Source organism: Leuconostoc sp. (assembly GCF_965300815.1).
In genome coordinates this window covers 1-14,162 of the sequence record NZ_CBDKZH010000033.1, presented here as the reverse complement: position 1 = coordinate 14,162, position 14,162 = coordinate 1, and the positions used below count along the sequence as shown (strand labels likewise).

Annotated in this window: 14 protein-coding genes and 1 other annotated feature; all 14 genes read left to right on the top strand. The window is 43.1% G+C overall.

All coding sequences use genetic code 11. The annotated features are described in order from the left end of the window. Window positions 1–269: 269 nt before the first annotated feature. The 14 genes from ACW12G_RS03630 (at window position 270) to ACW12G_RS03565 (ending at window position 14,089) form a co-directional block, all read left to right on the top strand. Window positions 270–1,277 carry a rod shape-determining protein gene (locus ACW12G_RS03630; RefSeq protein WP_010002870.1) on the top strand — a complete coding sequence of 336 codons (1,008 nt, stop codon included), beginning with the start codon at window positions 270–272 and terminating at the stop codon, window positions 1,275–1,277. A 74-nt stretch (window positions 1,278–1,351) separates the two neighbouring features. Then, the gene (gene mreC / locus ACW12G_RS03625) at window positions 1,352–2,209 is read left to right on the top strand and encodes a rod shape-determining protein MreC (RefSeq protein ID WP_029510162.1); all 858 of its coding nucleotides are present in this window, start codon (window positions 1,352–1,354) and stop codon (window positions 2,207–2,209) included. After that, window positions 2,209–2,736, top strand: coding sequence for a rod shape-determining protein MreD (gene mreD / locus ACW12G_RS03620; RefSeq protein ID WP_029510163.1), 528 nt, complete (start codon window positions 2,209–2,211; stop codon window positions 2,734–2,736). Before mreC ends, mreD begins: the two co-directional genes overlap by 1 nt. 43 nt (window positions 2,737–2,779) lie before the next feature. Then, window positions 2,780–3,116 (top strand) — a binding site (T-box leader). 71 nt (window positions 3,117–3,187) lie between these two features. Beyond that, entirely contained in the window at window positions 3,188–3,829 is a 642-nt protein-coding gene (locus ACW12G_RS03615; RefSeq protein ID WP_010002958.1) for an amino acid ABC transporter permease, read from the top strand. 3 nt (window positions 3,830–3,832) lie between these two features. Further along, window positions 3,833–4,471: an amino acid ABC transporter ATP-binding protein gene (locus ACW12G_RS03610; RefSeq protein WP_455647288.1), complete on the top strand. Its 639-nt coding sequence runs from the start codon at window positions 3,833–3,835 to the stop codon at window positions 4,469–4,471. Further along, window positions 4,471–5,325: an amino acid ABC transporter substrate-binding protein gene (locus tag ACW12G_RS03605; RefSeq protein ID WP_455647287.1), complete on the top strand. Its 855-nt coding sequence runs from the start codon at window positions 4,471–4,473 to the stop codon at window positions 5,323–5,325. The genes ACW12G_RS03610 and ACW12G_RS03605 overlap by 1 nt, the downstream gene beginning before the upstream one ends. A gap of 124 nt (window positions 5,326–5,449) precedes the next feature. Next, window positions 5,450–6,904, top strand: coding sequence for a cardiolipin synthase (gene cls, locus ACW12G_RS03600; protein ID WP_048701453.1), 1,455 nt, complete (start codon window positions 5,450–5,452; stop codon window positions 6,902–6,904). Then, a complete protein-coding gene (yfmF, locus tag ACW12G_RS03595; RefSeq protein ID WP_455647286.1) occupies window positions 6,901–8,169 on the top strand; it encodes an EF-P 5-aminopentanol modification-associated protein YfmF in 1,269 nt (422 codons plus the stop codon). Before cls ends, yfmF begins: the two co-directional genes overlap by 4 nt. After that, window positions 8,166–9,437 carry an EF-P 5-aminopentanol modification-associated protein YfmH gene (yfmH, locus tag ACW12G_RS03590; RefSeq protein ID WP_048701457.1) on the top strand — a complete coding sequence of 424 codons (1,272 nt, stop codon included), beginning with the start codon at window positions 8,166–8,168 and terminating at the stop codon, window positions 9,435–9,437. The genes yfmF and yfmH overlap by 4 nt, the downstream gene beginning before the upstream one ends. A 13-nt stretch (window positions 9,438–9,450) precedes the next feature. Then, window positions 9,451–10,329 (top strand): helix-turn-helix domain-containing protein, encoded by an 879-nt coding sequence (locus tag ACW12G_RS03585; protein WP_048701458.1) that lies wholly within the window; start codon window positions 9,451–9,453, stop codon window positions 10,327–10,329. Between the two features lie 9 nt (window positions 10,330–10,338). Next, window positions 10,339–10,920 (top strand): CDP-diacylglycerol--glycerol-3-phosphate 3-phosphatidyltransferase, encoded by a 582-nt coding sequence (pgsA, locus tag ACW12G_RS03580; RefSeq protein WP_055307552.1) that lies wholly within the window; start codon window positions 10,339–10,341, stop codon window positions 10,918–10,920. Between the two features lie 132 nt (window positions 10,921–11,052). After that, the gene (gene recA / locus ACW12G_RS03575; RefSeq protein WP_455647285.1) at window positions 11,053–12,198 is read left to right on the top strand and encodes a recombinase RecA; all 1,146 of its coding nucleotides are present in this window, start codon (window positions 11,053–11,055) and stop codon (window positions 12,196–12,198) included. A 114-nt stretch (window positions 12,199–12,312) separates the two neighbouring features. Next, complete coding sequence (locus ACW12G_RS03570; protein ID WP_029509632.1) at window positions 12,313–13,002, top strand: response regulator transcription factor; 690 nt, start codon at window positions 12,313–12,315, stop codon at window positions 13,000–13,002. A gap of 178 nt (window positions 13,003–13,180) precedes the next feature. Then, window positions 13,181–14,089, top strand: coding sequence for a phosphate ABC transporter substrate-binding protein (locus ACW12G_RS03565; RefSeq protein ID WP_227784052.1), 909 nt, complete (start codon window positions 13,181–13,183; stop codon window positions 14,087–14,089). Window positions 14,090–14,162: the final 73 nt, after the last annotated feature.

Below are 14,162 nucleotides of genomic sequence, written 5' to 3'. Positions count from 1 at the left end.
TAATGAAACATTATTAAATGATTTACGTGACGGCAAAATTGATGAAATTGAGATTACGCCAGAAACTTTTCCGGCATTTCAACAAGTTTGGCGTGACTTCCCATCCCAAAATCGTATTCGTGGAATTGCGGGTAAAGGTGGGCATATTAAATATGTCCGCGCAAATTAATCGGCAACAGCATTGTTTTTTATGCTACAATACTATAAGTTAAGCATAATTTAAGTCATGCGTATTTTCACAATAACAGGTACAAAAGAGGGGCAGCATAGTGGCATTTTCATTTGGACAACGAAACGTTGGTATCGATCTTGGTACAGCCAATACATATGTATATATTGAAGGACGCGGCATTGTTTTGCGTGAGCCGTCGGTGGTCGCACGTAACACACAGACGAATGAAGTCGTTGCAGTCGGATCAGAAGCCAAGGATATGCTTGGTCGGACACCCGCAAGTATTGCTGCTATTCGACCAATGCGTGATGGTGTGATTGCTGATTATGATACAACAGTTGCCATGATTCGTTATTATTTGCAAAAGGCATTGGGTGGTCGTATTGGGAAGCCCTACGTTACAATTGGGGTGCCTGCAGGTGTGACGGCTGTTGAACGCCGTGCGGTGATTGATGCCGCACGTGTAGCTGGTGCGCGTGATGCGTATGTCATTGAAGAACCATTTGCCGCTGCTGTTGGGGCTGGTTTGCCCGTCATGGATCCAACTGGTTCAATGGTTGTCGATATGGGTGGTGGTACAACGGATGTGGCCACGATTTCACTTGGCGGTATTGTCTCAAGTCGTTCAATTCGAATTGCTGGCGACAAGTTAGACGAAGCCATTGCCAATTTTGTACGTAATAAGTATAACGTCACTATTGGTGAGCCCACTGCGGAACGTTTGAAGATTGAAATTGGGGCAGCGTCACTTGAATTGGCACGCACATTGCCAGATGCATCAGTCCGTGGGCGTGATTTGTTGACAGGTTTGCCTAAGACAATTGATGTGACAGCGGAAGACGTGGCGTTGGCCATTCAAGAACCTGTGCAAGAGATTGTCGTTGCCATTCGTGAAACGTTAGAATCAACCCAACCAGAAATTGCCGCTGATGTCATTGACCACGGGATGGTCTTAACGGGTGGCGGTGCCTTCTTACGTGATTTTGATAAGATTATTCAAGAAGCAACAAAAGTGCCAGTCTTAATTGCGAATGAACCACTCGATGCAGTGGCCATTGGTACTGGTGAAGCGTTAAAGTCAATTGATGTGATGCGACAAGGGTAATCAGTTGTTGGCATATTGTACACTAGCGTAGCGCTTGCGCTGCGCTTTTATTTTTTAAACAAGGGGACAACAAAATGCGTAAAATTTTTTCATCTCGCGCAGTTGTAACAATTATTATTGCTTTTATTGTCATTGTTGGCTTAATTGCCGGATCGAACTGGTGGGCGAAACGGACCAATACACCGCCGTTTATTCAACGTTTTAGCAATGATTTAGCAGGTGGTGTGAGTCGCGTGATTGCGGTACCGACAACAGCAATTGGTCGGACGGCTAATAGTATTGGCAATCTACTGAGTACATTTGAAGAAAATCGCGCTTTAAAGGCTAAAATTGATGAATTTGCACAAGATAAAGTGCGCTTACAAACTGTCGAGGAAGAAAACCGCGAGCTGAAAAAACAGTTGAAATTGGAAGCGACCTTAACGGATTTCAAAACGGTTACTGCCGTGACCATTAGTCGGTCACCAACCACTTGGCAATCACAATTAGTGATTAACAAGGGTAGCAAATCTGGTTTGAAAAAGGGGATGCCTGTTTTAGCTGGTTCTGGTATTATTGGCCGTATTAGCGAAGTCAATACAACAAATGCCAAAGTGGCACTGATTTCTGATACTGGAGAAGATGCCAACCGTTTTGCCATCACTATTAAAGGCAATAAAGGGGATGTCAATGGGATTGTGACAGACTTTGACCGCGAAACGAACCAATTAATCATGGGACAAGTTACGTCGGATAATGAAATTAAAGCTGGCGATCTTGTAGAAACATCTGGTTTGGGTGGCGTGATTCCATCTGGTTTGTATGTTGGTAAAGTGGCGAAGGTCACCAAGGATGACTACGGTTTGTCAAAGCGAATTTATATTGAACCAGCGGCTGATTTAGGTAATATCACCACAGTAGTGGTGGCCGTATCAGAGATTGGAGCGCAATAATGGCTTTTTGGCAATTAACACGTTTGCGGGTGGTTTTCCCAGTCTTATTGCTTTTTTTCCTGTTTGTAGATGGTGATTTAATGGCTGCCATGGGTGGTATTTTTACCGCTTTCCCATGGCATGTATTACCGGTGTTAACGTTGATTTGGTTGTTTTATGCCATTCAATTTGATGCGGAAAATGAAGTGCCAATTTGGCTATATACCATTATTATTGGGGTGCTCTTTGATATGTATTATACGGGCATCTTTGGGACTTACACGGTAGCCTTTTTAGGGGCCGTGGGGGCTATGAAACAACTACATGCCTATTTGGATGAGCGTTTGTTGAGTGGGATGACGTTACTGTTGATTGGGCTGGTGACTTATTTGCTCATTACCTATATGGCTGGCTTTATTATTGGGATTGCCAATGTGAGTTTGGTGTCATTTTTCCTTTATGAAGTGTTGCCGACATTAGCTTTGAATCTGACGATTGCGGCATTAGGTTATTATCCAGTGTGGTCCTTATTCCAGTTTTTGAGATAAGTGCTTGACAAAATAAAAAAATAGATTATACTAAGTTTTATATTAAAAAACGTTGAGCGGAAGAGTAGATTAGCATCACTTTAAGGGAGTTTGCGGGTAGTGTGAGCAAACAGTGGTGTTAGTTGAAACACATCTGTGAGTGTATGATTGAATCGAGTAGGTCATATCGGTTTTGCCCGTTATCGCAAACAGTCTTTTGACTTATTGAGGCAACGACCAGTGATGGTTTTGCGATAAGAGGTGGCACCGCGGAAAACGCCCTCTGAATACAGCTGTATTCAGAGGGCGTTTTTGCAACCATTCAACCAAAAGACTGACAGAGTAATTTTGTGTGAACAAAATTAGAATCTGAGGTGGCACCACGCTGACGCGTCCTCTTGCAAGTTATTTTGCAAGGGGATTTTTTTTAATCGTTTAAAAAGTGAGTTAATATCGCGCAAAGGAGAGCAAGATGAATTATTTGTTAGAAATTTTGCCCAGTTTAATGTCAGGGTTGAAAATGACGTTAGGGGTTTTCTTTATTACCATTATTGGATCAGTGCCATTAGGTATTCTTGTGGCATTGGGCATGAAGTCACCTTATTTTACCATTCGCTGGTTGATTAATGGTTATATCTGGGTGATGCGGGGAACGCCGCTCCTGTTGCAACTGATTTTCGTCTATTATGGTTTGGGGATGATGGGCATTACTTTTCCCCGTTTTGAAGCCGCGGCGATTGCCTTTATCGTGAACTATGCGGCCTATCTCGCTGAAATTTTCCGTGGTGGGTTGCAAGCAATCCCGCGTGGCCAATATGACGCTGCGAAAGTACTAGGCTTTACGCGCGTCCAAACATTTTTCAAGATTATCTTGCCACAAGTGATTAAAATTATTGTGCCATCATTTGGTAATGAAGTGATTAATTTGGTTAAGGACACGTCATTAGTTTATGTTATCGGTTTGGGTGATTTGCTACGAGCAGGTAATATTGCGGCTAGCCGTGATGTGACGTTGGTGCCTTATTTGTTAGTTGGTCTCATTTATTTGCTCATGACGGCCATTGTGACAGTCCTCTTACGACGTAGTGAAACGCGATTGAATAGTTGGAGATAAGCGATGTTAGAAATTAAACAATTAACGAAGACATATAACACAAACACGATTTTTAAGGCGTTGAATTTATCGGTAGCAGATGGCGAAGTACTGAGTATTGTTGGCCCATCAGGTATTGGTAAAACAACCTTGATTAAAATTTTAGCTGGTTTGGAAACGGCCGATGCTGGTGAGGTGCGCCTCAACGACGAACAGCTAGCCATTGATGGCACGCGTGCGGATGCGAAGGTTGGTTTGATTTTTCAAGACTTTAATCTTTTTCCAAACTACACCGTGATTGAAAATATTATGCTCGCGCCCATCAACGTGAGCCGGCTGTCACGTGACGCGGCTAAGGCCAAGGCGACAACGTTGTTAGCCACGCTTGGTATGACTGATAAGGCAGACTTGTATCCTTACCAACTATCGGGTGGGCAAAAACAGCGGGTTGCGATTGCGCGGGCATTGGCAATGGATCCCAAAATTTTGGCTTACGATGAACCAACCAGTGGTTTAGATGAGGCCTCAACTAAGCAGGTTGCGGAAGTCGTGAAAACGCTTAAAGCGCAAGGCGTGACGCAGTTGATTATTACGCACGATCAACCCTTTGCTGAAATGGTATCGGATCGCGTGTTTGATTTTGCAACGGAGGTCAGTCGCTGATGGTAAGTATGAAGAAAAAAATTATTGTTAATACGTTAGTCGGACTACTCTTTGTTGGGGTTGTCATCTGGGCGGCCATGAGTTTAAGCAGTGGTGCGAAGCGAACGGCTCAAAATGAACAACAAACCACCCAAACGGACGACTGGGCACGTATCAAGAAAGCCAAGCAAATTACGATTGGGCTGGATGACACATTTGTGCCAATGGGCTTCCGTGATAAAGATGGGAACATTGTTGGGTTTGATGTTGAATTGGCGAAAGCAGTCTTTAAACAGATGGGCATTAAAGTCAAGTGGCAGCCTATTGACTGGTCGATGAAAGAAACAGAGCTTAATACTGGCAATATCGATGCGATCTGGAATGGCTATACGGTGACCAAAGCACGTGAAAAGCAAGTAGCCTTTTCTAAGCCTTACCACAAGGCGACCCAAGTACTGGTGACGCTTAAGAAAAATAATATTAATCGTTTCTCAGATATGAAGGATAAAGTCTTGGGGGACCAAACGGCCTCTAGTGGTGATGAAGGCTTTAACAAGTATCCAAAGGTACTTAAGCAATACGTCAAAAACCAGCAGGTCGTTGGGTATGATACCTTTGACAAAGCGTTCAATGATTTGAATGCTGGGCGTATTGATGGGCTGTTAATTGATGAAGATTATGCCCGTTACTACGTTGCTCACCAACCAAATCCGAAGGATTACACCGTGACTGTTGGTGAGTTCCCGATTGATCAAACGGCAGTTGGGTTCCGAAAGTCTGATAAACAATTACGAGAAGCAGTCGATCAAACGTTAGCAACCTTTAAAAAAGATGGTCGCTTAACGCAAATTGAAAATAAATGGTTCTCAAAATAAGTAAAAAGCCAAAGTGGTATATCACTTTGGCTTTTTTACCGCCATTAGCAGCATCAATTTTGTCATATTACCGTAAAAAATGTTAAACTAGTACTATTATTATAGAGAGATAATGAGGTGTGAGATGCTAGGAGATTCATTGTGGATAATCCTTTTAATTCTTTTAGTTGCTAACACATTTGGGGCGATTATTACTGTCTTTAGTCAACAACGTGATATTGCATCAATCTGGGCATGGTTATTGGTCCTGATTATGTTGCCTGTGTTAGGGTTTATCATTTTCTTTTTTGTTGGTAGTCGTATTTCCGATAAGCGGATATTTCGTTTACGGACCCAAGAACAACTTGGTTTGGAACAAATTGCGGATAACCAACGGCGACAGCTCGAAGCGATTGAGCAATTATTACCAATTCCAAATTCAGCCACCGAGTTGGCGAACTTGTTTTTACGCACAGATGAGTCTGTTTTGACGCGTGGTAACAAGATTAAAATTTTTACCAATGGACCGGATAAGTTTAAGGCTTTATTTGAAGACATTCGGCAGGCCACGCATCATGTCCATCTGGAGTACTTTACGATTGATGATGATCAAATTGGGAATCAATTAGTTGATTTGTTGACGGAAAAAGCACGCGAAGGTGTGGACGTGCATGTGATTTTTGATCAATTTGGCTCGCATGGTCAACACCGTGATATGTATAAGCGTTTGCGCGAAGCAGGTGGGGTGGTAGCGCCATTTTTAATGCGTCGCTTCCAGCTTTTGACCCTGCGATTTAATTTCCGAAACCACCGTAAGATTGCCATTATTGATGGTAAAATCGGTTACATCGGTGGGTTAAACGTTGGAGACCAGTACGTTGATCGTTCTAAAAAGTTTGGGCACTGGCGTGATACGCATCTGCGGATTCATGGTGATGCGGTCTTATCACTGCAAAGTCGTTTTTTGATGGATTGGAATGCCACGGCTGAAGAAAACGAGTTACTCGTCGATACTGCCGGCTACTTTCCTGAAATTGAGGAATTATCTGGACGGGCGATGGTTCAAATTGTATCGAGTGGGCCAGATAATGATTTAAAGCAAATTAAACAAGGCTTTATGCGGATGTTTGCTTCGGCTCGTTCAGAAATTACGATTCAGACACCGTATTTCATTCCGGACTCAGCCGTACTAGAAACCTTAGAAATCGCGATTATGTCAGGTGTTCGGGTGCGTTTGATGATTCCTGATATGCCAGATCATCCATTTGTGTATCGGGCAACGCAGTATTATGCACAAGAATTAATTGCCATGGGCGCGGAAGTGTATCGTTATGATGCTGGTTTCTTGCACAGTAAGGCGGTTACAATCGATCATGAAATTGGTACCGTTGGGTCAGCCAATATGGATATTCGGTCATTCTCATTGAATTTTGAAGCCAATGCGTTTGTCTACGATCCAGAGTTTGCAACACAGTTAGAAGAACAGTTTGAACAAGACATTTTAGTGTCGAAAAAATTGACAATTGAGGATTTTGAGAATCAGTCATATTGGATGAAATTCATTCAAAAGTTCAGCCGACTCTTCTCACCAATACTATGAAAAAAATACAACTTAAGCCTGGTGTGACACTCGTTGTTCACCCAACAACACAATTTAAAACCCTACACATTGCGGTCGATTTTGCGGCGCCGTTACTGACGCATACCATTTCGGCACGGTCATTGTTGTCTTATTTGACCGCTGTCAGTTCGCAAAAATATCCCGACCAGCAGGCCGTTGCGCAAAAAACAATTGATTTGTATGGGGCGCAGTTCCAAACAGATGTGGTACGTTTTGGCCAAACACACCATGTGCGTTACCATTTGCAATTGCCAGCGCCCACTTATATTGACCATGCAGAACATCTCCTTGGGGATGCTTTTGCTTTTTTACGGGATATGATTTTTGAACCATTGGTGACGGGAGATCAGTTTGATCAAGCGACGTTTGATAAAGAACGTCAAAGTTTGATCAACGAATTAGCGAGTCTACCTGATGATAAGCGCCGCTATGCCATGTTGAAACTGCGGGAACTCACCTATAGTGCACCGGCCATGCGGTTACCATCTTCTGGCCAAGTACGTGATGTTGAACAGTTAACGGCGACGGACGTTTTGGCGACGTATCGACAGATGATTGCCAATGATCCAGTTAATATTGTTGTGTATGGGGATATTGACGCTGAGCGTGTGGTGACTGAATTAGCCAAATGGCCACTACAAGCGCGCCGTGACATGATGTTACAGCCGTTTTATCGTCAAGGGCTACGGCCAGCTACCGTTGAATTGTCGGAAGCACAATTAGATATTAATCAGGCCATCCTGACGTTATCATATCAGTTGAGTTTGCCACCAGATGATCCAAAGCGCTTTACCGCCTTAGTGCTAAACGCTTTATTTGGTGGTTCAGCCTTATCTAAATTGTTTACCAATATTCGGGAAAAAGCCTCGTTGGCTTATAGTATCTACTCGCGTTGGCAGCATGATACAGGGTTTATGACGGTGGCGGCTGGTTTAGATGCGGATAAAGTCGCACAGACAGATCGCATGATTCAAGCCGAACTCAAGGCGATTCAAGCGGGTGAATTTAGTGACGAAATCTTTGATGCGATTAAAACGAGCTTAATTAACGATTATTTAAGTCAACAAGATTCACCTAACAGTGAAATTGAACTTGTCTTTTCTAGATTGTTAACACAACGTGAGACCAGCACTGCGGAGTGGGTAGCGGCGATTCAAGCGGTAACTCCAGCGCAGGTGAGTGCTTTGGCCGACCAAGTGATTTTACAAGGAAGATTTACATTGATGCCAGAGGCGGATGCATGATAGAAAAGACATATCCAAAATTAAAAGAAACTGTTTTAACGACCGAGTTACCTAACGGGCTAACTGTGGTCATGGTACCAAAGCCAAATTATCATAAAACGTTTGCTGTATTAACGACTCCATTTGGGTCATTGGCGCGCCAATTCCAAATCAATGATGAAGCACCGATTACCATTCCAGCTGGGACAGCCCACTTTCTGGAACACAAACTGTTTGAGAAGGCTGATGGGGATGCCTTTACGCGATTTGGTGAATTAGGTGCGGACGCCAACGCGTTTACGAACCCGTATCAAACGAGTTATCTGTTTTCAACGACGCAAAACGTTTTGCCAGCCCTTGCGCATTTGCTTGATTTTGTGCAAACACCTTACTTTAGTGCACAAACGGTAGCCAAAGAACAGGGCATTATCGGTCAAGAAATTCAGATGTATGATGATGATGCCAACTGGGCCATTTATATGGGCTTGCTAGACCTCTTGTATCCAGGTGCGCCAATTGCCGAAGATATTGCGGGGACGAAGGCTTCCATTGCACAAATTACACCGGAACTGCTATATCAAATTCATCGCGCTTTTTACCAACCTAATCAAATGACCTTGCAGGTGGTCGGTCATTTTGATCCAGATGAGGTGCTGGCACTGGTGATGGCTAATCAGGCGACAAAGACGATTGAAGCAGTAAATGTTCGTCGATTTGAGCCGGTCATTCCTGAACCAACTAAAAAGGAAACAATCCAAAAGTTTGATGTATCGCGGCCAAAAATTGCGTTAGGTATTCGGTTACCAAAACTTGATGTAACGGGCGAAGCGGCAACCAAATTAACGCTAGCAGCTGATATCTTGGCGGATATTTTGTTTGGAGAGCAGACAGACTGGTATCAAAACCTGTATAATAAAGGTATTATCGATACGGAGTTTGAGACATCATTTGATTTGATGCATGCGTATCAATTTGTGAGTTTCTTTGCGGAAACAACTGAATATGACGCACTAACGGCTGCGATTCAGTCACAAATTGCGCAATATAAAACCATTTTGGCACATGCCGAATCGGCGTTTGAATCGTTACGCCGGGCGACACTTGGAGAGGGCATCCAACGTTTAAATGCATTAGAAAGTATCGCTTTACGGGGGGATGATGTGTTATTTGGGACAAACTTATTTGATAAGGTGATGCTTTTACAAGATTTAACATATAGTGATATACTAGATAGTGCTGAAAAAATATATCAGAACGCGACTTTACGACGTTTTGTTCTGAAAAAATAACATTGGACAAATTATGAGTGAAACTTTGACGAATCAAATAGGCGAACAGCTAAAAGCTGCGCGCCTGGCGAAAAATTTATCTTTAGAAGACGTGCAAGCAGCAACTAAAATTCAAGCACGTTATCTGGAGGCCATTGAAAATAACAACCTAAGTATTTTGCCTGGGGATTTTTATGTGCGCGCCTTTATTCGCCAATATGCGATTGCAGTGGGCTTAAATCCAGAAACGTTGCTAGGGGAAACAACACCGCCCTCAATCTCAAGAAGTCGTGACTTGAGTCGGGCTCATCGTGATAATGATGGGGTGGTGCGTGCGGGGACAAATCCTAATCCGTCGCCGCGTTCAAAATTTTCTGACATGTTACCAAAAGTTTGGTTGGCTATTTTTATTCTAGTTGGCCTGGTTGCGGTTTGGTTTGCTATGACACATCTTGGCAACAATGACCAACAAAATAGTGATAGTGGTAATGTGTCAGTATCGACTTCAACGATACCAAGCAGCAGTAGCAGTGATGCTTCTAGCGCTGCATCGTCATCGGAAAAACCAGCAGAAAAGAAACCAGAGCCTAAAGTAACGTTGGGTACGCCAGAACAAAATACAGCGTTGCAAACAACAATTTATAACCTCTCGGGACAAGCCGATAAGCAACACACAATTAAAGTCACGGCGCAGGGTGCTGGGACTAATGTGAAAGTGACGGTTGGGACAACTGTGTTGTTAAATGAATTAGTCAAGGCTGATAAAACGATTGATGTGCCTGCTGGTACTAATGCGGTGAATGTTCAATTCACCAATGTTGCCAATGCAACGATGACCTTTGATGATCAAAAAGTGGCAGTTATTGGAACGGCAACGCCATTTTGGAACGTTCTGTTCAATCTCAATAAGTAAGGGGCAATTATGAATCTTCCAAATCAACTCACTGTTTTTCGTATTATTCTTATTCCGGTTTTTATCTTATTATTATCGGTGCCTTATGCTTGGCAATCACTTGATGTGACAGGCGTGATGTTACCATTGAATTGGTTGCTTGCTGCCATTGTGTTTGCGGTAGCATCAATAACGGATTTTTTGGATGGTCAAATTGCCCGTCGTCAACATTTGGTGACGAATTTTGGTAAGTTTGCCGATCCGTTGGCCGATAAGTTGTTGGTCATGACAGCCTTGATCTTTTTGACTGGGTTCAACGTGGTACCAGCTTGGATGACTGCCGTGATTGTGATTCGTGAACTAGCGGTTACTGGCTTACGTACCTTAATTGTAGAAAATAATGGGAAGGTCTTAGCGGCGCAGATGCCAGGTAAAATCAAGACTTTCTCGCAAATGTTTGCAATTTTCTTCTTATATCTTAAAGATGTGCCATTTACCGCGATTGGGTTGCCAATTGGGGAAATCTTATTGTGGATTGCGGTGATCTTTACAATTTATTCAGGGATTGACTATTTCTGGCAGAACCGAGTGGTCTTTTCTGACGGTCTATAAAAGCGCGATAAGCGCTTTTTTCGTATCATCAAATAAGGTACGAACGCTGTCGAACAATTGTTCGTTAAATGCTTGCTTTTACGTTTAGAAACAGGTACACTATTGAGGTAAGATAAAAGGAGTTAGCTAAAAATGGTCACAAAAAAGACGACTAAAAAAGACGATAAAGATAGTCAAGCAAGCGGCCGTAAGGCGGCACTTGATGAAGCTTTAAAGCGTATCGAAAAGAATTTCGGTAAGGGATCAATCATGGTGTTGGGTGATAATGCACTGACACAAGTTGAGACTTATCCTTCAGGATCAGTTAAGCTAGATGTTGCTTTAGGCGTCGGTGGCTATCCTAAAGGACGTATTATTGAAATTTATGGGCCAGAATCTTCTGGTAAAACAACGTTGGCGTTACACGCCGTTGCTGAAGTGCAAAAAGCCGGTGGGACAGCCGCCTATATTGATGCCGAAAATGCCTTGGATGTGAAATACGCTGAAGCTTTGGGTGTTAAAAAGGACGAATTACTTTTGTCACAACCTGATACTGGTGAACAAGGGTTAGAAATTGCGGATGCGTTGGTACAATCTGGGGCAGTGGATATGATTGTTGTGGATTCTGTGGCAGCGTTGGTACCACGTGCAGAAATCGAGGGGGAAATGGGCGACTCACACGTCGGCTTGCAAGCCCGTTTGATGAGCCAAGCCTTACGTAAATTAGCTGGTACGTTGAACCGTACTGGGACGGTTGCGATTTTCATCAACCAAATTCGTGAAAAGATTGGGGTGATGTTTGGTAACCCCGAAACGACCCCTGGTGGCCGTGCGTTGAAATTCTATTCAACGATTCGTTTGGAAGTGCGTCGGTCAACCCAAATTAAAGATGGCACAGATGTGACTGGAAACTTAACGAAAGTCAAAGTGGTTAAGAATAAGGTGGCGCCACCATTTAAGGTTGCTGAAGTTGATATCATGTACGGGAAGGGTATTTCACAAACTGGTGAAATTTTAGACCTCGGTGCGGAACAAGAAATTATCCGTAAGGCCGGTGCCTTCTACTATTACGGTGATATCAAGGTTGGCCAAGGCCGTGAAAAAGCGAAAGAATTCTTGGATGCACCCGAAAATGCTGCGATGCGTCAAGAAATCTATGCTAAAGTTCGTAACGCCTTTGGAATTGGTGATGGTGAGTTGCCAGTAGAAGAGGCTGATGATGAGACAATTGAAGCCCCAGAAACACTGGCATTAGTCACTGATGACGATGATGATTTAACGGACGAACCAATTGTATAAATCCTGTAAAGAATAAATGGAAACGCTAGGGCGTGTCCATTTTTTTTGTTACAATGCAATTAAGCAAACAATTAGAGAGGCAGACATCATAATTAAAAAAGATGTGTTGGGATCATGACAAAAATTTTAGTAGTGGATGATGAAGCAGCAATTTCAACGTTATTGCAATATAACCTGGAAGAGAATAATTATGACGTCACAGTGGCAGAAGATGGCCAGACGGCTTATCAATTAGCCAGTCAACAGCAATTCGATGCTATTTTGCTAGATTTGATGTTACCAGGCATGGATGGCATGACGGTTTTGAAAACCTTACGTCAAGATAAGATTAGTACTCCAGTGATTTTGGTCACTGCTAAAGGGGATGAATTTGATCGGGTGTTTGGTCTAGAACTTGGAGCAGATGATTATATTACTAAGCCGTTTAGCCCAAGAGAAGTTATCGCGCGTTTAAAGGCGGTATTACGTCGTTCACAAGTTGATCATCAAGTCTCTGAAGAAGCGGATGTCATTAAGATTCAGGATCTGGTGATTGATGATAATAAAAAGGTTGTGACTAAGGCTGATAAAATTTTGACGTTGACGCCACGAGAATATGAATTATTGCTCTATTTTGCCCAACGTATTGGACGGGTCATTGATCGTGAAACGATTTTAACGGCGGTCTGGGGCTATGAATACACGGGTGAAAGCCGTATGGTCGACATGCATATTAGTAATTTACGGGAAAAAATTGAAGCCAACCCGAAGTCGCCGGTGCTCCTAAAAACGGTTCGTGGTTTCGGCTACACGATGGTGGTCTAACTGCGTAAAGATGACTTTACAATGATTTACATAACGATGACAGGTTTGTGCCTAGTTCTTTGACACAGCGTCGGTAGTATATAACTTGTAAACAAGGACTGGCACCCAAGAGCCACTACTACAACCAAGTTTACACTACATACGCTTCAATGAAGCCTTAGACAAGGGAGAATTACTCATGAACAAAGCAGTTGTCGGTGTTATCGGCGGTGTTGTCGTTATCGCAGCAGGTGTGGCATTGTATGCCAATTCAAATAAGAGCACAACCAAGCAAGACACACAAAAAACAGCCACTTCTAATCTCAGTGGTAAGGTGCTTGCCTTGGGATCGACGGCCTTGCAACCATTAGCAGAACAAGTTGCAACGTCATTCCAACAAAAAAATCCTGGTGTGACAGTGACAGTTCAAGGTGGTGGTTCAGGTGCTGGTTTGAGTCAAGTTGCTAGTGGCTCAGCACAAATCGGTAACTCGGACGTCTTTGCTGAAGAAAAGTCTGGTGTTGATGATTCTAAGTTGAAGGATCACAAAGTCGCAGTTGTTGGTATTGCACCAGTCGTGAACGCAGATGTCCAAGTGTCAAATTTGTCAAAGACACAATTGCGTGATATCTTCACTGGTAAGATTACGAACTGGAAAGAAGTGGGCGGTAAAGACGAAAAGATCGTTGTGGTTAACCGTGCGACTGGTTCAGGGACACGTGCCGTCTTTGAAAAGAACGTGTTGGATGGTCAAAACGCTGTTCAAGCAACAGAACAAGATTCTAACGGTACGGTTCAAAAGATTGTGTCAACCACACCAGGGGCTATTTCATACCTAGCCTTTGCTTACTTGGATGCTTCTGGTATCAAGGCACTTAACATTGATAAGGTAACGCCTGATACAAAGAATGTTGAAGACAATTCATGGCCAATTTGGGCATACGAACATATGTATACAAAGGGTGACGCGACAGGTGCCACTAAGGCATTCTTGGATTACTTCACAACTAAGGAAGTACAAAAGTCAATCGTACCAAAGCTTGGTTACATTGGTTTGACGGATATGAAAGTCACACGTGATGCGTCAGGTAAGGTTACAAAAAACTAATTTAAGTCGTTTTTCAAAGTCCGCGTCAGCGGGCTTTTTTGTTATGATAGAGATATTGGAGTAAGGTAATGTC

Coding starts and splice junctions, on each gene's coding strand:
- mreC (WP_029510162.1), top strand. CDS start 1,352: ATGCGTAAAATTTTTTCATCTCGCGCAGTTGTAACAATTATTATTGCT.
- mreD (WP_029510163.1), top strand. CDS start 2,209: ATGGCTTTTTGGCAATTAACACGTTTGCGGGTGGTTTTCCCAGTCTTA.
- ACW12G_RS03615 (WP_010002958.1), top strand. CDS start 3,188: ATGAATTATTTGTTAGAAATTTTGCCCAGTTTAATGTCAGGGTTGAAA.
- ACW12G_RS03610 (WP_455647288.1), top strand. CDS start 3,833: ATGTTAGAAATTAAACAATTAACGAAGACATATAACACAAACACGATT.
- ACW12G_RS03605 (WP_455647287.1), top strand. CDS start 4,471: ATGGTAAGTATGAAGAAAAAAATTATTGTTAATACGTTAGTCGGACTA.
- cls (WP_048701453.1), top strand. CDS start 5,450: ATGCTAGGAGATTCATTGTGGATAATCCTTTTAATTCTTTTAGTTGCT.
- yfmF (WP_455647286.1), top strand. CDS start 6,901: ATGAAAAAAATACAACTTAAGCCTGGTGTGACACTCGTTGTTCACCCA.
- yfmH (WP_048701457.1), top strand. CDS start 8,166: ATGATAGAAAAGACATATCCAAAATTAAAAGAAACTGTTTTAACGACC.
- ACW12G_RS03585 (WP_048701458.1), top strand. CDS start 9,451: ATGAGTGAAACTTTGACGAATCAAATAGGCGAACAGCTAAAAGCTGCG.
- pgsA (WP_055307552.1), top strand. CDS start 10,339: ATGAATCTTCCAAATCAACTCACTGTTTTTCGTATTATTCTTATTCCG.
- recA (WP_455647285.1), top strand. CDS start 11,053: ATGGTCACAAAAAAGACGACTAAAAAAGACGATAAAGATAGTCAAGCA.
- ACW12G_RS03570 (WP_029509632.1), top strand. CDS start 12,313: ATGACAAAAATTTTAGTAGTGGATGATGAAGCAGCAATTTCAACGTTA.
- ACW12G_RS03565 (WP_227784052.1), top strand. CDS start 13,181: ATGAACAAAGCAGTTGTCGGTGTTATCGGCGGTGTTGTCGTTATCGCA.